Genomic DNA, 17,627 nt, shown 5'->3' with positions numbered 1-17,627 from the left:
TCGATTGCGCAAGAAGATCCCGACCATCACTGGGCCAGACCCAGCCTACGCCGCCACCCTGCAACAGGGTGACCGCGAGATTCCCGGGAAGGAAGATGAGGCACAGGTCACAGCAACAAAGACAGGCACCCCAGCCACTGACGTTGACGCTGATCGGCACGAGCCAGAGCTTGTGCCGGGAGGTACCGTGGCGCCGCACCAAGTCACCGCGGAAAGCTCTGACCCGCATACCAGCCTGAGAGCTCCCGTATCGGCGCGCGCATTGAGCCCGACCCGGAAGATCGACATCAGGGTCAACGCACTCGAACGACAGGAAGCTGCGCTAGAGACTTGTGGTGTTGAGCCAGCACATGTGGTGCGTGCCGCCCTGCGCCGTGCAGTCAAAGGCTGGCAACTGTCGCCGGTCTTCGCGCCAGTCGCGGAGGAGCGGCGCGCTCGAAACACGCAGTGGCAGGCCCGGACATCACTGGCAGTCGATGCGGCCAGCCTGGGTATGCTCCTTCGGGACCACGACCCCCTCGACGTCTTGAGTAAATGGGCTCTGATCCGCGGTCAGGTGGAACCACGCATATGGGGCGAGATCGACAAAATCTTGGAAGAAATTGCTGTTCGCGCTGCATCGCCGCATGAACCGTAAGATACCTATCTGAAAAGATAACTTGCATTTCGCCGGTGGATTTTCGCCCACCCGGAACGGTTCATCTTGCAGTTGCAGAAACCTAGTCCTAACACCAGCTAACAGGAATTTCAGACCTCAGTAGTGACGAGTTGCGAGGTCCATTTAGGAGGAACGCATTATGAATATGAAGCCCCGCCTGACTGGCGAACCGATCATGCGCATCCTCTGCAAGACATCTGAGAATCTGGTTGGCTACCTTTACCAATGGAACAATGGTGACGTGCAGCCTGCCTGGTTCGACGGCGCCATAGCGGACGTTCGCTATGAACCATTCTTTCAAGCGCCGGAACAAAACCCCGCCGATCCGAAGGCCCCCAGACCGCGTCAGCAAGGTCTGACGCACCTTGAAAAGGTATAGCTCAAGGCCTCGCGTCGGTTTGTGGGTCACCCCATCGCGCAGGTCCTTTGAGCGATAGAGTTGACTTCTATGCCTCAGAAGTGGTCTAGATGTGAGTTATAGAAAGGATGTCTATAACTCATGGCTTGGAACTGGACGCTGCCTGATTGGCCGGATTTCCGGTATGACGCCTCCGCTCTGGAGCCGTTTGAGCAGACGTTCCTGCTGTCGTCCGGAGAAATCCTCGGCGCGGTCCATCATGTCAGCCAGCCGGAACGCGAGCAACTCCGCATCGAACTGCTCAGCGAGGAAGCGATGCAGACGAGCGCCATCGAGGGTGAAATCCTCGATCGGCTCAGTGTGCAATCTTCGCTGCGCCGCCATCTGGGCCTCGATCCGGACAGCTACCCTGCCAAACCGCGCGAACAGGGCGTCGCGGAAATGATGGTCGACGTCTATTCCAGTTTTGCAGAGCCGCTAACCCATGAGACACTGTACCGCTGGCATCGGATGCTCCTGTCCCATGACCGTCGGTTGAAAACCATTGGGGCCTACCGACAACACGCCGAGGCGATGCAAATCGTTTCCGGCCGCCTTGACCGGCCCACGATCCATTTCGAAGCGCCGCCCTCGGAGCGGGTCATGCCTGAGATGGAGCGATACGCGGATTGGTTCAACAAGACCGGGCCGGGGGGAGCAGAGCCGCTTCCAGCGCTAACGCGCGCAGGGCTAAGCCACCTCTATTTCGAGAGTATCCACCCATTCGAAGACGGCAACGGCCGCTTGGGTCGCGCCCTCGCTGAAAAGTCGCTGGCGCAGAACATTGGCCAGCCGACCCTCATCTCGCTCGCCTTCACCATCGAGAAGGAGCGCAAGGGATACTACGATCAGCTCGAGCAGCATCAAAAAACGCTCGACGTGACCGATTGGCTCGTCTGGTTCGCAGAAGTTGTCTTGAAGGCCCAACAGGCAACACTCGACCGCGTCGGCTTCTTCATCAGCAAGGCACACTTCTACGATCGTCACAGAGACCACTTGAACGAACGCCAGGCCAAGGCCATCGCTCGAATGTTTCGGGAAGGCCCTGGCGGTTTCAAAGGCGGCCTCAGCGCCGACAACTATCTCAAGATCACCGGAACTTCACGTGCAACCGCAACCCGCGATCTGCAGGATCTGGTCGAGAAAGGCGCGCTCAGCCGAACCGGTGAGCGACGCCATACGAGGTACTGGTTGAACCTGAAACCACGGGCGTCGAACCAGCTACAATGATTGGCGTAGAAGTGAGGCAGCGTCAAAGGCGTTGCCTATTCTCTGAGCGAGACAGATTGGTTTCCGGCACTATCCGCGCGCAGGTCAAGATCAGACGCAGATGAGAGGACAAAGCCAAGATTGTCGCCGAGGCCAAAGGGATAAATCACAGGTTGGGCCTCTAGCGTTCCGAGTCCGACAGGACGACCTACGGCTTCCAAAACGGCAGTTGTCATCCAACGCACGAGGTCCGATCCTTCCAACGCACAGGCTTTCTTCCGGGTTAGCGTCTTGCCGTTGTCGCTTCGATCAAGCAGCGCCCAGTCTATCTGAGACTGAAGGACCATATTGGTCATCCGTCTGGTCCCCTCACGTTCGCCATAGATTTCTGCCATCCGACGATGCACTTCAGCGGTCGTGCAGTCGCCTTGAAGCGAGGTCAATCTGCCAACGATCTCGGCCACTTTGGCGAAGAAGGGATATGTCACGATAGCCATGCCCCATGTCAGGGCCGCCGGCGAGGTAGATGGTGCCGATTGGAACAGTTCCACGCCGCGTTGAGCAAAAGGCTCCAGATCCTTTCGCGGCTCCAACCAAAGGCGGTTCAGTACGGTTCTGGTCTTCTTCCTAGCCGCAGGCCCTGAATGGGCTTCATCCAACAGAGCATCGAGCTCGCTGATGTCAGCGAGACCGGCCCTGACTTCCAGCGCTTTTTTCGCCCACTCGAGGCGGATGAAGCGGTCAAATCCTATCTGAGGTGCTGTCGGTCGCATGTTCTTCTTTCTTCATTCTTATCTTCACAAACGGCACAACCAGTTCCTCTAACGCCATTCCTCCATGAGCAACTATCTTGTTCCCTCTTGGCACTGTACCGGGGCACGGTTATGAGACAGCGCGTTGCGCTGGTCATGCCGCCATTTTGAACCCTTTGGCGGCGTCGGTTTCAAGGGCCTTCTGTTCGGCCCTGATCTGATCGGGCGTTTTGTAGCCGTGCCGTTCCCGCAGCCATGATGCGTTGTATCGCGCGGCGAAGGCGGCCAAAGCATGCCTGAGCTCTTCGACGGTCACAAAATGGCGGACCCAGAGCAGTTGCTCCTTGAGGGTGCGTATGGCCCGTTCGGCCACCCCATTGCCCTCGGGCTGGCGCACGAAAGCTGGTGAACTGGTGATCCCGAAGCATTTGATCTCGCTCTGGAAGTCTTCTGACATGTAGTTCGATCCGTGGTCGTGCCGCAGGATCAGGCCGAGGGCCGTATCCGGCCCGATACAGCCGAAGTGCCGGGTGACGCCCTGACGGATCGGTTCCAGCGCCTCCCACCGGCTGGCACTTGAAGACGCATGGGTGCCGACGAACTCGCCCGAGCAATGATCCACCGCGATGAACACGTAGGCCCGTCCCTCCCCGATGGTGACCGTCTGGGTCATGTCCGTGCCCCAGACCTGATCGACCCGCTCAGTGACGATCGTCCCGTCATGGGGATGCGCATCCCGCTGGACGGGTCGCTGAGGTGCCAGAAGGTCGTTCTCCTTCATGACCCGCCGCACCCGACGGGGGGCGGTACAGACGCCCAGATGCCGAAGCCGCGCCCATATCTTCCGGTAGCCTTCCCCGGAAAACGGCGAGGCTTCGATGATGGCCTCGATATGCTCCAGAAGCGCGCTGTCGCTGCAGGCCCCCTCCGGACCACGACGACGTGGCGGCCGCGCCTCATTGGCGGCATTGCCCGTAACACGATGCCGGTACACCGTCGCCCGGGGGACCCCCCAGATGTTGCAGACACGCGTCGTCCCGTAGCGCCGGTGCGTGGAGATCGAGTGCGCCTGGCTCATGTCCTCGACCTCCGCCGGGCCAAAGGGCGGCCGCCCTCCAGCTTGTCGATCTTCGCGTACAGCAACTCGTTGGCCATGGTGATCTCGCCCACCTTGGCCTGCAGCCGCGCAATCTCGTCGTCACGCTCATCGCGCTCGCGTTCCTTCAGCGCACTCTCGGCCGCCATGAGCACCCGGTCGCGCCATTCGGACAGCCGGTGAACCGGAACGTTCAGGTCCCGCGACACCGCCTCCAAGCTCTCACCCCGCATGAGCCGCTGAACCGCCACGAGTTTGCGCTTCGCCGAAAGGCGCCTGGCAGGACCGGCCACGGCCCCGCCGTCGCCAGCGTGATGGGCGCGCGCCGACGGGGCCGTGGCCTCCGTCGCACCTGAGGTGTCGTCGATCTTCTTGTCCATGCTCTACTCCCCTTTCCTGAGAGAAATAGCGCTCCGAACTGTCTCAAGAAACCGTGCACCAGCCCATTCCCTCTTGGCACAAACGCGCCGCGTTCATTCGCGTAAACTGGCAAGAAGTCGGACGGAAGCCCTGGACCGCTAAACTGAAATGCATCGATATCGGGCGGAACGGATGCAGTGGAAACGGCGGTGCAAAATTAGGCCACGGTAGCGGCGGGATCGTCTCGCTGCGGGCGGAGTAAAATCCTGCCACTTTTCCCTTCTTGCGGCAGCAGGGAGGGTGGGGAGATTTATACCGTGGAACTTTACAAGAAGGTTCGCTTGGCGTGTGCCGAGGGCATGAGCGCGCGGGCGGCGGCGAAGCATTTCAACATTTCGCGCGGGACGGTTGAGAAGATGTTGGCCTTCTCGGTGCCGCCTGGCTACCGGCGGGACAAGCCGATCAGGCGGCCGAAGCTGGACGGGTTCACCGAGTTCATTGACGCCTGGCTTGAAGCCGACAAGGCGGTGCATCGCAAGCAGCGTCATACGGCCAAGCGGATATGGGAACGGCTTCAGGCCGAGCATGGCTTCACCGGCGGCTATACGATCGTCAAGGATTACGTGCGTGAGCGTGAGCGGCGGACACGGGAGATGTTCGTGCCACTGGCCCATCCGCCGGGCCATGCTCAGGCCGATTTTGGCGAAGCGGTCGTCGTCATCGCCGGTGTCGAGCAGAAGGCGCATTTCTTTGTCATCGACCTGCCGCACAGCGATGCCTATTTCGTCCGGGCCTATCCGGCGGCGACGGCGGAGGCCTGGATAGACGGGCATGTCCGCGCCTTTGCCTTCTTCGGCGGGGTGCCGCAGTCGGTGCTCTACGATAACGACCGCTGCCTGGTCTCGAAGATCCAGCCAGATGGCACGCGCATCCGCGCCACGCTGTTCAGCGGCTTGCAGTCGCATTACCTGTTTCGGGATCGCTATGGTCGGCCCGGGAAGGGGAACGACAAGGGCGCTGTCGAGGGGATGGTCGGCTACGCCCGCCGCAACCACATGGTGCCGATCCCCCACTTTGCCAGTTGGGACGCCTTCAACGCCGACCTTGAAGGGCAGTGCTGCGCACGCCTCACGCGCATTCTTCGGGGTCACAAGGAGACGATCGGCGAGAGGCTGCAGCGCGATCTGGCGGCGATGCGCCCATTGCCTACTGCCCCGTTCGACGCCTGCGACCAAGCGAGCGGCAGGGTCAGCTCGCAGTCGCTCGTGCGCTATGACACCAACGATTACTCGGTCCCGGTCGCCTATGGCCATCAGGATGTCTGGATCCGCGGCTATGTCGATGAGGTCGTGATCGGCTGTCGCGGGGAGGTGATCGCCCGACACCCGCGCTGTTACGATCGCGAGGACATGATCTTCGACCCGGTTCACTACCTCCCGCTGATCGAGCGCAAGATCAATGCCTTGGACCAGGCTGCGCCTCTGGCGGAATGGGACCTGCCCGAAGAGTTCCAGACTTTGCGCCGCCTGATGGAGGCGCGCATGCTCAAGATGGGGCGCCGCGAGTATGTGCAGGTGCTGCGGCTGCTTGAGACCTTTGGCATGGATGACCTGCATGCCGCCGTGAAGAAGGCCCTGAAGCTGGGCGCGGTCGGCTTTGACGCCGTGAAGCACCTCGTGCTTTGCCAGGTCGAGAAGCGCCCCCCAAGGCTTGATCTCGATGTCTACCCCTACCTGCCGCGGGCGAACGTCGAGACGACGCGTGCGGCCAGCTACATGGCCTTGATGTCGGAGGCGGCGGAATGAGCGAGGCTCCGAAGATCCTGCTTGCCCACCATCTGAAGACGCTGAAGCTGCCCACCTTCCTGCGGGAACACGAGAAGGTTGCGCGCCAATGCGCCGCCGAAGGGTTGGACCATGTCCAATTCCTGTCGCGCCTCGTTGAACTGGAACTCATTGACCGCGAGCGGCGGATGGTCGAGCGCCGCATCAAGGCTGCGAAGTTCCCGGCCACCAAAAGCCTCGACAGCTTCGACTTCAAGGCGATCCCGAAGCTGAACAAGATGCAGGTGCTGGAACTGGCGCGCTGCGAATGGATCGAACGGCGTGAGAACGTGATCGCCCTTGGCCCCAGCGGAACCGGCAAGACCCACATTGCCTTGGGCCTCGGGTTGGCGGCCTGCCAGAAGGGCATGTCTGTCAGCTTCACCACCGCCGCCGCGCTGGTCAACGAGCTGATGGAGGCGCGAGACGAACGTCGGCTGCTGCGCGTCCAGAAGCAGATGGCTGCCGTCAAGCTGCTGATCATCGACGAGCTCGGGTTCGTGCCCCTGTCAAAGACCGGCGCCGAGCTGCTTTTTGAGATGATCTCCCAGCGCTACGAGCGCGGTGCCACGCTGATCACCAGCAATCTGCCCTTCGATGAATGGACCGAGACCTTCGGCACCGAGCGGCTGACCGGCGCGCTCCTCGACCGGTTGACCCACCACGTCAACATCCTCGAGATGAACGGCGAAAGCTATCGCCTCGCGCAAAGTCGCGCGCGCAAGACCGGCGACAACACCTGATCCAAAGTATCAGACTTGGACCTGACGGTCCAAGGCGGCCAGTCACCCGCAAGCTATATGGAGAGCGCGGCTGACTGGCCGCCGCCCATCAGCCGCGTCTCGCGCAAACCCAAAGTGGCCCAATTTTGCGCCGCCCCGTGGCCCAATTTTACTCCGCCGTTGACAACGTCACGAAGGCAGTCGTCTGCAATGGACCAGATGAAAGAGATGAGCTTGTTGTGGGCGGCCTGGTTCAAAGTGCTAACTCGTTTCTGTGTGTATTGTGGGGCTTCTGGTGGCGTCGTTCTTGCATCCGGCTGAGTGCAGTTATTCCCTCTTGTGGTCCCCTAAGGCTGCGTCAGGGTTCAGCAGAACAATCTGCTGCTCCTGGGGGTGCCTAGCGTCCGGGTCAGTGTCGAGTCCAAGCCGCCGGAGCGCATAGTAAAGCAATGCCCGTCGAACCCTGATTTCTGCCTTGCCACCGATCATGCCGTAGTCGAGCGAGATCACCTTGGCCTGCGTCTCGGAAAGGGCAGGGTGGGGGCCGATTTCCAGAGTTGCGAAGGTGTGCCAATCCTGATCGTCTTGGGCCACAACGTGGGACGCTCGCGACCCACGGATGTCAAGGATCCGAGACAGCAGGAAATCCTTGAACACCTCGTCGCCGAAGCAGAACGCACGGGTGTGCCAGCGGAAGCCGTCGAACGCGATGGCATGCGGCGCGATCCAGCGCCACCGAGGCTCCGGGTTGGAAAGGGACTGATACTGCACCTCGATCGCCTCGGACCGGCGGATCGCATCGACCACGGACCGAAGGGTTGCAGGATCGACGCCACGCGCTGGGGTGGGAGCGGAATCGTAGGCGGGCAGTCCAGCGATCCAGCAGTCGTCCTGATCGAGGATGCCGTCGGCGACCGACCGCAGTTGCGCCAGGTATCGACCGGCATCCAGCTTGTCGAACACCGGCTTGAAGCTAGGCTGGCGTACATAGGTCCGCAGGCTGCGGTCGTAGTCCATGTTGTCAGGGGCGAGGCCGATGTAGCGGCTCAGGTCGGATGACGCCTGGTTCACCGACAGCCCGAACTGCTCCATCACATCGCTGCGGTTCACATGCCCCTCCCAAAACAGGCGGAACTCGATGAACTCGAGCCTCTGCTCGACCCCCCAACGAAGCTCCGACCTATCGTTGCTCACCACGCTCTCCCGTTATCGGTCGATGCGCATGGAAATTATGCGCGCCCAATTTCTGGGCCTTCTTCGACCGTAGCTGCGCGATGCTTGGGGATCAATCGAAAAGGGAAGGGTTGGCGCGCAATTATCCCAAGGATTGCCGCAGGTTCTGCGCGACGGCATCAGCCGCCATCCGCACGGGTTCGGCGGCAAGATGGGCATACCGCGCCGTGGTCTGGACCTGCGTGTGGCCAAGGAGCTTGCCGATCATCGGCAATCCCTGACCCGAGGCCACGGCCGTTGAGGCGAAGGTGTGGCGCAGGTCGTGGATGCGGACGTCCTTTACCCCGGCGCGGGCACGGACGCGCTGCCAGAAAGATTGCAGATCGCTCAGGGGCTTGCCGGGCAGGGTGCCCGTGATGACCCACGGGTTGCCGTCGATACGCTGGGCGTCCCGCAGAAGGTCCGCCACCGGCTGACCTACGTGGACGACCTTCGCCCCGGTCTTGGAATCCGGCAGGCGCAAAGCAGGGCTGTCGAAATCGATGTATGACCACTTCAAGGACATGATCTCGTTCAGGCGGCAGCCGGTCATGATCAACAGCCGTGCGGCGAGGATGGCCGATGGCAGTTCTACCCCTTCCGCCTCCATCTCGCGCAGCACCTCGCCGATCCGGCGCAGTTCCGCCGCACTCAGGAACCGTTCGCGCTTTTCCTCGGGGTACTTCCGGATGTGCTTGCGCGGGTTGGTCCCGTCTGGACGCAAGCCCCACATTTCGGACAGGCTGAACATCTTCGAGATCACCTCGAGGCAGCGGTTGGCCTGATAGGGGATGTGGCGCAGGTCGTGGTGGAACTTGGCGACATCCGCCCGCGTGATCCCTGTGACTGTCAGCTGCCCGATGGCGGGAAGGATGAAGCGCTGCAGGTTCCGGCGATACTCCTTCCCCGTGCTGGCCTTCACGCGGATCGCGATGTGTTCCTTGTCGAACCGCTCTGCCAGTTCCTTGATGGTGATCGCCTTGCGCCCGGCGTCGCGCTCGGCAGCAGGGTCCTGCCCGTTGCGCGCAGCGGCGACGATGGTGATGGCACGGGTGCGTGCCTGTTCGCAGGTCAGAACCGTGCTGGGGCCAAGGCTGATCCGCCGCGACCGGCGCCCGGCACGGTATTGCACGACGTAGCCTTTCCGCCCGCTTGGCAGCACCCGAAGTCCGAAGCCGGGGATGTCGTTGTCCCAGACGAAGTATTCGGCGGCTTGGGCTTCTGCGGCGTCGACGATGCGCTTTGTGAGTTTGGGCATGGGAGATCGGCTTCCGAGTTGTCTGGCTTCCACAGTGCGCAATGCGGAGGGCTAGTCAACGAACACATTGATATTGCGTGTAAAAAGGAAAATCCGCGTATTCTCACGCAGGGGCTGAATCGTAGTCGTGAGCAGAAAGGATTGCCCGGACGAATCAGAACGCAGGTTCCGGTCTTCCGACCGCGCTGCTAATGTCTGCGAAAAGAAACGGAATCCACATGGCGTCGAAATCCACCCTCAATGCAAAGAACCTGGAGGCGCTCGGCACTGAGCGTCTGGCGCAGCTGCTGATCGAGATCAGCACTGGCGATGCCGCTGCCAAGCGCAAGCTGCGCCTGGCGCTCGCCGGAGCGGAAGGCCCGAGGGAAGCGGCGCGGGAGATCACGAAGCGGCTGACCAGCATCGCGAAGGCACGGACCTTCGTGAACTGGCAGAACCGCAAGCCGCTGGTGAAGGACCTGCAGACCCAGCGCAGCGCCATCATGGAACAAATCGCCCCGCACGATGCTGGTGAGGCGCTTGCGCTGTTGTGGCGATTCATGGCTCTGGCCAAGCCCGTTTTCGAACGCTGCGACGACAGCAGCGGCACCGTCATCGACATCTTCCACCAGGCCTGCGCCGATCTGGGCGAGGTGGCCAAGGCGGCAGGTGCTGTGCCCGAGGCGCTGGCGCGGCAGGTTCTTGATGCGCTGCAGGACAATGGCTTCGGCCAGTATGACGGCTTGATCGCCATCATCGCCCCTGCGCTGGGCCCCGATGGCGTCGCGCATCTGAAGGCACTGGTCGAGGAGCTTGGGCGCACGCCCGTGCCGGTGCCGCCAAAGAGCGAGTGGCAGGCCGTCGGCTGGGGCAGCGGCGGCACGCGCTATGCCCACGAAATGGACGAACGCGCGCGGCAAAGCACGGTCGAGATGGCGCTGAAGGACATTGCCGACGTGCAGGGCGATGTCGATGGCTTCATTGCGCAGTACGATCCAAAGACCCGCAAGGTCCCGAAGATCGCGGCCGAGATCGCGCAGCGCCTGCTGGCGGCGGGCAGGGCAGGGGACGCGCTTGGCTTCATCGAGCGGGCCGAGGTGAAAGAGGCGGGCTGGATCCCGCCCGAGTGGCAGGACGCCCGACTTGCCGTGCTCGAGGCGCTTGATCGGAAAGACGAGGCGCAGGCATTCCGTTGGGCGTGCTTCGAGCGCGACCTGTCGGGTGAGCACCTGCGGGCCTATCTGAAGCGCCTGCCGGATTTCGACGACATCGAGGCCGAAGAACGTGCGATGGCGCACGCCGCCGCGCACCCGGACCTGCTGGCCGCCTTGGCCTTCTTTCTGAACTGGCCATCGCTTGGCCACGCCGCGCGATTGCTGATCGAGCGGCAGGACGAGGTCGATGGCGATCACTACGAATTCCTGGCCCCGGCGGCCGAGACATTGGCCGAGAAGCATCCGCTCGCCGCAACAGTGGCGCTGCGGGCGATGATCGATTTTACGTTGAACGAGGGGAGGCAGAAGCGCTATGGCTATGCCGCCCAGCACTTGGCAACCTGTGCCGATCTCGCCGGACGGATCGAGGACTTCGGACCGGTCGAGCCGCATCACGCCTATGCCGCGCGCCTGAAGGCAGAGCATGGCAAGAAGACCGGCTTCTGGTCGCGGATGGACGGTTGATGGCAGTGCTACCGGAAAATCATTCCGCTACCCATTGGAAGCATGGTGGAAGCATGAGGGGAAAAACCGCTGCGCAATCCTGACAATCCGCGCGCAGTTTGGGCTTGTGGCCCTATCTCGCAATTGGCAGGTTATGCGAAAGAAAACGCGATTCGTCGCGCCTGATCATATTTCGTTTGACACGACTCATAACCTGAAGGTCACAGGTTCAAATCCTGTCCCCGCAACCAAAAAACTACGCGTTGTCAAACGCTTAAGCGCCGCCAACAAGGGCGGCGTTTGCGTTTCTAACACCCTTGGAAGCACTGTGGAAGCAAGAGGGAAAGAAGCCCTTCGCAATCAAGCGTATCGCGGGTACCACCAGAAAGTTCTCCAATCAAACAACCACCTGCACCTGCGCTGCGTTCATCGCTGCAATCGCTGCTTCAATCTCCGTATAGAGGTCCGTTTCGACATCTCCGGTATCCAGTTCAACGACAAGAGCGAAGCGTGCCGTCCTCTGGTCGACGTTCTGGGTCGACTTCGACTTCCACCAACCAGCCACTGGATGGACCGCAAGCATGTTTCTCTGGGCGAGGTCGGAGGCAGCGCACCGCAACTCGTCGATGTGTAAGCTCCCCACATCGCGACGGTTGCGCCCATAGACCCACCCATCATTGTCGCCTACAGCTTCCGCATCCGGGTCATCCGCCAGCTTGTTTATTCGGGCCTTGAACTGCGCCTGGTTTTCATTGGCTCGGTTGAGCTTGAAACGAAGATTGTGCGAGGCGTAGCGGAACTTCGATCCGCGTGCCGCTTCCGAGGGATTTGGCTCAATGAACGTGCTCAGTGTAACTCGTAGCGTTACTTCAGCGGCGGCGAGCGCCCTGAGGGCATTGCGAGGCCAGGGAAGCTCAAAGAACTTCATCTGATTGTGGACAGGGTCAGCCCCGGCCGTGGCGCTCGGCCGATATGGGATGATCGTATCCTGGACGATGAGAGACAACGCATTCACCGCGCTGCGTCGTGCACGCGCTTGGTCCGGGACGCCGTAGCCGTACCGCCGAAACAGCTTCGCAAAGTCGCCCTTTGAGGGATTTGCTGGCAGATGCGTCTTCATCTGCTGCGTCCACCTCGCAGACGAGACGAAGATCGCCCGTATCGTCTCTGGCCACAAGGCAGGGTAGTCCTCCCAGAGCTCGGTAACAGCCTTCGCAGCAAGAGCCGTTGCCGCGCTGGTGTCTGCCGTCGTCGTCAGTGAACGTCGAGGATAGCGGTGATCCGTAGTAAGTAGCGAAAGCGCCGCATGGTTCATCGGGTGCGGCGGACCGTCCTGGATCCAGTTACCACCTTCCATGACCACGTCCGGCTTGATGGCCCAGTGCCGCGACCAGCTGGCAGTCCTAGATGACGGAGAGAGATCACCCATGGGCGCGACTGGATACCCGGTCGAACCCGCCGGAAGCCTCGCCTTGTCAGTATACCCGCCGACGCAGATTGAGTTCCAAGCTTGAGCAGGGGATTCAATCTCATGGTCAAGGTCGTCACAAACGGAAAGGTAATCGGCTCCTTCGAAGCGACCTTGATCCCTGATGTTGCCCGCTGAAATCACAAATAGTCGCTGCAGACGCCGATCTCCCGACACACCAGCTGCAAGTTGATCAATCTCACTGGACCAAGATGTGGGTGCGCCGTCGTGTGGCGTGTCCTGGTCGGTCGTGCTTGCCATCGAAAACGTTCGGCCACGCTCGGCATTCGCCTCGACCGCGTTGATGGCCTTGAGAACTACGTCTCCCAAAAGGTGATAGGGATTCTGGCCAGCATCAGGGATGATCTTGGCTGACTCAAGCCGATGCCGAACATGCACCGGTAGGTTGCTTTGGATCAGCGGCAGCAAGTCCCCATAGAGCGCAAGACCTGCCAATTGCGTGCCATGCCCGTGCGTGTCATCCAGCCCCCATCCGGGTTCTGCTGCATGCCGATCAACTGGATCAAGGTAAGGTCGAACTAACGGGTGATTCAGCCCCACACCGCTATCAAGTAGCGTAATGTAACGTGGATCCGCTGCAGCGGGCGGCTGCAGGAGACGTTCCATCGCTTGCGCCCACTCAGCCTGCTCATCCGGCGGCATACCGTCAAAATAGTCCGAGAGGACGGTCGGGGCGGCAAGGGCCTTCACAATTCCAAGGCTGCGGACTGCCCCGGCTATCTGAGCGTGGGTTGCGTGGCCAACTACTACTACGTCTTCAGGAAACTCAAGGCGCCCTCCTCCGGCCTGACCTTCCCCGCCTTCAAACCGGATTCCGAGGCCGCGCGCATTCGCAATGAAGTGATCAGCTTCGCTGCGGTCCAGCCAGATTTCCCAGGGATGCGTTGCCCCATCGTCTGCGGGAAATTTAGCTGCAGGACTTCGCCAAAGTGCGCGCAGTCCTGCCTCAACGATGGCCTTTATGCTCTGCACAAGGTCGGCATTCTTAGGCCGGCCCTTCGGGGTGTCCTCGTCCTGAAAGGCTTCGACCTTCCGACGTAGATTGGCCACGCCAGTTGGCGACGCAAAAACTGTGGCGCGGGCGGGAGCCGCACCATTCTCGGCGGCAGCGTCAACTCGGAGCAGGTGTAGGCCGCTTGAATCAAGGCTCTTGGTCACGAACGGTTCGTTCGGTCTCGCCTCAATCTCGAGATAGACCCCAGGGCGCCCCTGCTCTGAGGGATCCCCGAGCCCATCGATCGCTCGCAAAAGCGCCAGCGCATGCGCGCGGCGGTTAGGCACATCACTCGGATGCTTTGTCTGACCGTTGACCTTTGCCTGAAACGCGACTGCTTGTCCGGGGCCGTTTATGATCAGATGAGGGCGATTGCGTTCCATTCAGCGATGTTCCAAGTCCATGCAACGAACGCCGACGCTCCATTGATGCGATAAGCGTATCCGTCAAAATCCTGTCGGTAGAGGACAAGACCGCGCGTCGCCCGGCATCTTCCCCCGCAGCAACAACATCTGCGGTTGAAAGACCTTCCGCAACCCTCGACACAGCATCCCAATCCACATCAGTGACGCTGAAACCGATCAAGCGCCGCCGCAAAGCCTTTTGAACCGCCTCTCTGGAGGGCAACTCGTATGGCAGCACGAGTTCGAAACGCCGAAGGATTGCCCTGTCCAGAATCTCAGGGATATTCGTGGTGGCGACAACGATAGACGGCCCGGTATCTTCATCTAGGAACTGGAGGAACGAGTTCAGAATTCGCCTGGCTTCTCCAACGTCATTTTCGTTTCCGCGAGACGCCGCGAGCGCGTCGATTTCGTCGAACAGGTAAACGCCACGAGTTGTGCGGATCGCATCGAAGATCAGGCGCAACTTCTGAGCGGTCTCTCCCATGAACTTGGTGATCAGCCCATGAAGTAGAACTGTGAACAAGGGGAACTTGAGTTCCCCTGCCAATGCTTCAGCGCTCAGGGTTTTTCCTGTGCCTGGAGGGCCCGAAAAGAGAAGTCGTCGACGTGGATGTAGCCCCTTCTCTTCAAGAAGATCGCGCTTCCGAGTTTCTACAACGATTTGACGCAGTTCGTCGGAGAGGTGATCCGGCAAAATCAGGTCGTTGAGCGTTGTTGTCGGGTATCGCGCGCCCAAGATGCCCGCGAGATCACCCCGCGGAGCTGCCAGCGGTGTCAACTTCGCAGTCGCAGCGGCCTTCGGTGTCTTTGATGCTTCAGCCCATTGGCGCAGCTGTTCCGCTAACCGATTGTGGCCGCGCTGTTCTTCTGCCGCAGCAAGCTGCATCGCGAGATCGAAGAATCGCTCTTCGTCCCCCTCTGCATGGCTCTTTATGAGCCCGATAAGTTGCTGTGCCGAAGCCATTTTTGAGCCTTTACGACCTTCTCGTCGCGGCCTAAAATCCGCGCCTTTCGTTACTGTTTAGCAATCTCGGGGGCTGATGCGCCAGCAAAACCGGTCTCCGAGCCTGAGTTTTTCCGTCGCGTTGCCCGCGGGACTCGTGATCGTTGCAGTCCTTCCGATCTTTGTTTTCTCCAAGATGCTTAACCTTCGACCCCAAGGGGGATGTTGTTGCCGCTGACGTGGGCTGATCCCAGGTTCGCCTAAGTCTATGCAGCGGATAGAGGAAATGCGTTGACAAACCTGCCTCCCTTGACGCAAGTTCCAATCATCGCAGAGGTGCGCCCGGAGAGAAATCTCGCGGGCGCTTTTTCGTTTGTGGCCCCGGGCGGGAACGGCACCACCCATCCTCATATCTCCCTCGCGAACCAGCGGATGCGGCCTATGATGCGGATCTCGTCGGCCGTGCGCTCGTAGGCGGGGTAGAGCGTGTTGTCCGAGATCACCCGCACAGCTGGTGGGTCGCTGTTGGGAATATGCTCGAGGCGCTTTGCCACCAGGCCCATGCCGTCGTCGAGGACGAAGATGCCGGGGGGGCTGGGGAACTGGCGCGTCATGTCGACTAACACGGCGTCGCCGTCCTGCAGCGTGGGGACCATGCTATCGCCTTCGACATGCATGATCCGGAGCTGTGACGGGTTGGCCTTCAGCTTGTGGCGGATCCACGACTGGCGGAAGTGGTAGGCACGGCCGGGCGTGTCGCCATCCTCGGTCACCACTGCGCCGCCACCCATGGCGGGGCGGGGCGTGGCATGCGCGATCGCCACGAAGGTATCTTCGGGGTTCTCGCTGAAGGGGGAGGGGCCCTCGATCTCGCCGATCCCGTGAATCAGCCATTCGCGGTCGACCTTCAGCACGCGGGCGACATCGGCCAGACGGTCGATGCTGGGGCGCGAGGAGCGTCCGCGTAGGATGTCATAGACGAAGGAGCGGTTGACCCCGGCCATCTCCGCAACATGGGCCGGTGCCAGGCCGAGCTGGTCGGAGCGAGCCCGCAGACGGTCGGCCAGGGTGTGATGTTCGGTCATCTTTTCCCCAAGGGGCTGTGGATAGAGTGGGATATGACAGGATTGAATTGGGATCGTCAAGCGGTTAGAACAAAAGCCAAACAGATTGCATTGGAATCGGGGGCCCGGATGGAGATCGAGAAGGCGTATTTCACCCTGCCGGAAGTCCTCGCCCGGTGGTCGATGCCCGAGGTCGATCTGGTCTATCTGGCCGAGAACGACCAGCTGCGGCTGTCGGTCCGCATCCTGAACCTGCCCATCGAGTTTGGCGACTACGAGGAAACCGACGATGGCCGCTGCTACTCGATCCCCACGGAGCGGTCCTTGTTCAATGGGCTGCTGGACCTGCACGTCCAGGACGTCTTCCAGCTCTTTCGCAAGGGTGAGGTCAGCGTCACCCGCTTCCGGACCGCAAAGGCGGACTATGCCTGTTTCTACGGCTCACGCGAGAGCCTGACGATCCGCAAGCCAGATTTGATGCTAAGGCGCGAAGAACGCGACCGTTTCGAGGCGGCGACAGGCTTCGGCGGTGCCTCAGGCATGAAGCCAGCGGGCGAGTTTCACGCCTCTGTCGACTATCAGAGCGTCCGCTGCCATGGCCGGGAGTTCCGGCTGGGTCCGATCCAGGCACAGGTCGTGCGGATCCTGCATGCGGCGGCCAAGCAGGGCGATCCGTGGCAGAGCGGCAAGGCAGTGCTTTCGCAGGCGGGGTCGCGCAGCCTCAAGATGGCCGACGTCTTCAAGTCCAAGAAGGACTGGCCGCTGCTCATCGAGTCGAACGGCCGTGGGGCCTATCGCCTCGCTGGCCTCTGAGTCGGACCCTCCGCGCGTCCCTGTTTGCTTCCCGCTGTGGGATGCACCGGGGGATGGAGGGGGATGGCGATCCCACCGTCATACGTTTCACCCCATGATTGAAACGGTCCGGCTGATCCCCCGCCGCATCCCACTCTGATCCCGACGACATCCCCGCATCGCCCCGTGCATCTTCCTCCCAACAACACACCGGGAGAGGACGATGCAGACCAGAACCTGCCTGAACCAGACCGAACTCGCCGCACGCTGGAGCATTTCGGCGCGCACTCTTGAACGCTGGCGCTGGACCGGCGAGGGCCCGGCCTTCCTGAAAATCGGTGGCCGTGTGGTCTACCGGCTCGAGGATGTGCTGGCCTACGAGCAGGCCCGCCAGCGGCGCAGCACCGCGGATCGGGGCGCGGCATGATGGCCCGTCATTCCATCCTCCGGGCCACGGGTGTTGTGTCGATCTTCGGCGCGGCCGGACCAGCGCTCGACGAGGTCGGGCTTTCGGCCTGGATCGCGCAGGCCGCCCCCGGCGAGACGCTGGTCTACCATCGCGGCTTTCTCGCGGTCGACGCAACCTCCGTCATCTCGAAGCTGCCCGCCGAACAGCAGCGCGCCCTGCGCCTGGTGGCATCGGCCGCGCTGCGTGCCGCCGAGCAGGGTCTTGTTCACCTCGTGCAAGCCCGGATCGGCCCCGACCAGTTCGCCTACATCGCCATCGCCCGGGCCAGACCCCGCCAGGCCGGTCCCTCCCTTTCGGTGCGCCTCCTCGAGGCCGCCTGACCCCATTCCCCATCACGGAGACCCC

The 17,627-nt window shown here is 61.5% G+C and carries 15 protein-coding genes and 1 pseudogene; 9 read left to right on the top strand and 7 right to left on the bottom strand.

All coding sequences use genetic code 11. From position 1 onward, the window contains the following. The first annotated feature begins 4 nt into the window (after positions 1-4). From LPB142_RS18625 to LPB142_RS16120, 3 genes are all read left to right on the top strand, one after another. Entirely contained in the window at positions 5-637 is a 633-nt protein-coding gene (locus tag LPB142_RS18625; protein ID WP_083392782.1) for a hypothetical protein, read from the top strand. Between the two features lie 160 nt (positions 638-797). Next, complete coding sequence (locus LPB142_RS18620) at positions 798-1,037, top strand: hypothetical protein (RefSeq protein WP_083392719.1); 240 nt, start codon at positions 798-800, stop codon at positions 1,035-1,037. A gap of 120 nt (positions 1,038-1,157) precedes the next feature. Beyond that, positions 1,158-2,285: a Fic family protein gene (locus LPB142_RS16120; protein WP_071166991.1), complete on the top strand. Its 1,128-nt coding sequence runs from the start codon at positions 1,158-1,160 to the stop codon at positions 2,283-2,285. Positions 2,286-2,320: 35 nt separating this feature from the next. Here LPB142_RS16120 and LPB142_RS18615 read toward each other — a convergent pair whose 3' ends face one another. Next, positions 2,321-3,037, bottom strand: a complete 717-nt coding sequence (locus tag LPB142_RS18615; protein WP_083392718.1) for a hypothetical protein — start codon at positions 3,035-3,037, stop codon at positions 2,321-2,323. Positions 3,038-3,170: 133 nt separating this feature from the next. Next, positions 3,171-4,405, bottom strand: a pseudogene (locus LPB142_RS16115) (IS3 family transposase). A gap of 384 nt (positions 4,406-4,789) precedes the next feature. On the opposite strand from LPB142_RS16115, the gene istA reads away from it, so the two are divergent. Then, positions 4,790-6,277: an IS21 family transposase gene (gene istA, locus LPB142_RS16105; RefSeq protein ID WP_071165182.1), complete on the top strand. Its 1,488-nt coding sequence runs from the start codon at positions 4,790-4,792 to the stop codon at positions 6,275-6,277. Then, positions 6,274-7,038, top strand: coding sequence for an IS21-like element helper ATPase IstB (istB, locus tag LPB142_RS16100; RefSeq protein ID WP_071165181.1), 765 nt, complete (start codon positions 6,274-6,276; stop codon positions 7,036-7,038). Before istA ends, istB begins: the two co-directional genes overlap by 4 nt. Before the next feature lie 306 nt (positions 7,039-7,344). Here the strand turns inward: istB and LPB142_RS16095 are convergent, their stop codons facing one another. Then, positions 7,345-8,211: a WYL domain-containing protein gene (locus LPB142_RS16095; protein WP_068765907.1), complete on the bottom strand. Its 867-nt coding sequence runs from the start codon at positions 8,209-8,211 to the stop codon at positions 7,345-7,347. Positions 8,212-8,332: 121 nt separating this feature from the next. Then, the gene (locus LPB142_RS16090) at positions 8,333-9,487 is read right to left on the bottom strand and encodes a tyrosine-type recombinase/integrase (RefSeq protein WP_068765715.1); all 1,155 of its coding nucleotides are present in this window, start codon (positions 9,485-9,487) and stop codon (positions 8,333-8,335) included. A 218-nt stretch (positions 9,488-9,705) separates the two neighbouring features. On the opposite strand from LPB142_RS16090, the gene LPB142_RS16085 reads away from it, so the two are divergent. Beyond that, complete coding sequence (locus LPB142_RS16085; protein WP_068765716.1) at positions 9,706-11,145, top strand: DUF6880 family protein; 1,440 nt, start codon at positions 9,706-9,708, stop codon at positions 11,143-11,145. Positions 11,146-11,521: 376 nt separating this feature from the next. Here the strand turns inward: LPB142_RS16085 and LPB142_RS18610 are convergent, their stop codons facing one another. The 3 genes from LPB142_RS18610 to LPB142_RS16070 form a co-directional block, all read right to left on the bottom strand. Continuing rightward, the gene (locus LPB142_RS18610) at positions 11,522-13,990 is read right to left on the bottom strand and encodes a S8 family peptidase (protein WP_232230916.1); all 2,469 of its coding nucleotides are present in this window, start codon (positions 13,988-13,990) and stop codon (positions 11,522-11,524) included. Continuing rightward, on the bottom strand, positions 13,896-14,978 hold the full coding sequence (locus LPB142_RS18605) for an AAA family ATPase (protein WP_083392717.1): 1,083 nt from the start codon (positions 14,976-14,978) through the stop codon (positions 13,896-13,898). Before LPB142_RS18605 ends, LPB142_RS18610 begins: the two co-directional genes overlap by 95 nt. Positions 14,979-15,364: 386 nt before the next feature. Then, the gene (locus LPB142_RS16070; RefSeq protein ID WP_071166988.1) at positions 15,365-16,042 is read right to left on the bottom strand and encodes a LexA family transcriptional regulator; all 678 of its coding nucleotides are present in this window, start codon (positions 16,040-16,042) and stop codon (positions 15,365-15,367) included. Positions 16,043-16,150: 108 nt separating this feature from the next. Between LPB142_RS16070 and LPB142_RS16065 the strand changes: the two genes are divergently transcribed. The 3 genes from LPB142_RS16065 to LPB142_RS16055 all read left to right on the top strand — a co-directional run bounded on the left by LPB142_RS16065 (position 16,151) and on the right by LPB142_RS16055 (position 17,602). Further along, on the top strand, positions 16,151-16,834 hold the full coding sequence (locus LPB142_RS16065) for a hypothetical protein (protein WP_198037900.1): 684 nt from the start codon (positions 16,151-16,153) through the stop codon (positions 16,832-16,834). A 202-nt stretch (positions 16,835-17,036) separates the two neighbouring features. Continuing rightward, the gene (locus LPB142_RS16060; protein ID WP_071166986.1) at positions 17,037-17,240 is read left to right on the top strand and encodes a helix-turn-helix transcriptional regulator; all 204 of its coding nucleotides are present in this window, start codon (positions 17,037-17,039) and stop codon (positions 17,238-17,240) included. After that, positions 17,237-17,602, top strand: coding sequence for a hypothetical protein (locus tag LPB142_RS16055; protein ID WP_232230914.1), 366 nt, complete (start codon positions 17,237-17,239; stop codon positions 17,600-17,602). Before LPB142_RS16060 ends, LPB142_RS16055 begins: the two co-directional genes overlap by 4 nt. Positions 17,603-17,627 lie beyond the last annotated feature (25 nt).

This window comes from Rhodobacter xanthinilyticus (assembly GCF_001856665.1).
Taxonomy (GTDB): domain Bacteria; phylum Pseudomonadota; class Alphaproteobacteria; order Rhodobacterales; family Rhodobacteraceae; genus Rhodobacter; species Rhodobacter xanthinilyticus.
This window is presented reverse-complemented; position numbering and strand designations above follow the sequence as displayed.

What these genes read in the sequence shown, in the direction of transcription:
- LPB142_RS18605 (WP_083392717.1), bottom strand. Translation starts at nt 14,978, where the DNA reads ATGGCTTCGGCACAGCAACTTATCGGGCTCATAAAGAGCCATGCAGAG.
- LPB142_RS18610 (WP_232230916.1), bottom strand. Translation starts at nt 13,990, where the DNA reads ATGGAACGCAATCGCCCTCATCTGATCATAAACGGCCCCGGACAAGCA.
- LPB142_RS16085 (WP_068765716.1), top strand. Translation starts at nt 9,706, where the DNA reads ATGGCGTCGAAATCCACCCTCAATGCAAAGAACCTGGAGGCGCTCGGC.
- LPB142_RS16065 (WP_198037900.1), top strand. Translation starts at nt 16,151, where the DNA reads ATGGAGATCGAGAAGGCGTATTTCACCCTGCCGGAAGTCCTCGCCCGG.
- LPB142_RS18620 (WP_083392719.1), top strand. Translation starts at nt 798, where the DNA reads ATGAATATGAAGCCCCGCCTGACTGGCGAACCGATCATGCGCATCCTC.
- LPB142_RS16055 (WP_232230914.1), top strand. Translation starts at nt 17,237, where the DNA reads ATGATGGCCCGTCATTCCATCCTCCGGGCCACGGGTGTTGTGTCGATC.
- LPB142_RS18615 (WP_083392718.1), bottom strand. Translation starts at nt 3,037, where the DNA reads ATGCGACCGACAGCACCTCAGATAGGATTTGACCGCTTCATCCGCCTC.
- LPB142_RS16090 (WP_068765715.1), bottom strand. Translation starts at nt 9,487, where the DNA reads ATGCCCAAACTCACAAAGCGCATCGTCGACGCCGCAGAAGCCCAAGCC.
- LPB142_RS16070 (WP_071166988.1), bottom strand. Translation starts at nt 16,042, where the DNA reads ATGACCGAACATCACACCCTGGCCGACCGTCTGCGGGCTCGCTCCGAC.
- LPB142_RS16120 (WP_071166991.1), top strand. Translation starts at nt 1,158, where the DNA reads ATGGCTTGGAACTGGACGCTGCCTGATTGGCCGGATTTCCGGTATGAC.
- LPB142_RS16060 (WP_071166986.1), top strand. Translation starts at nt 17,037, where the DNA reads ATGCAGACCAGAACCTGCCTGAACCAGACCGAACTCGCCGCACGCTGG.
- istB (WP_071165181.1), top strand. Translation starts at nt 6,274, where the DNA reads ATGAGCGAGGCTCCGAAGATCCTGCTTGCCCACCATCTGAAGACGCTG.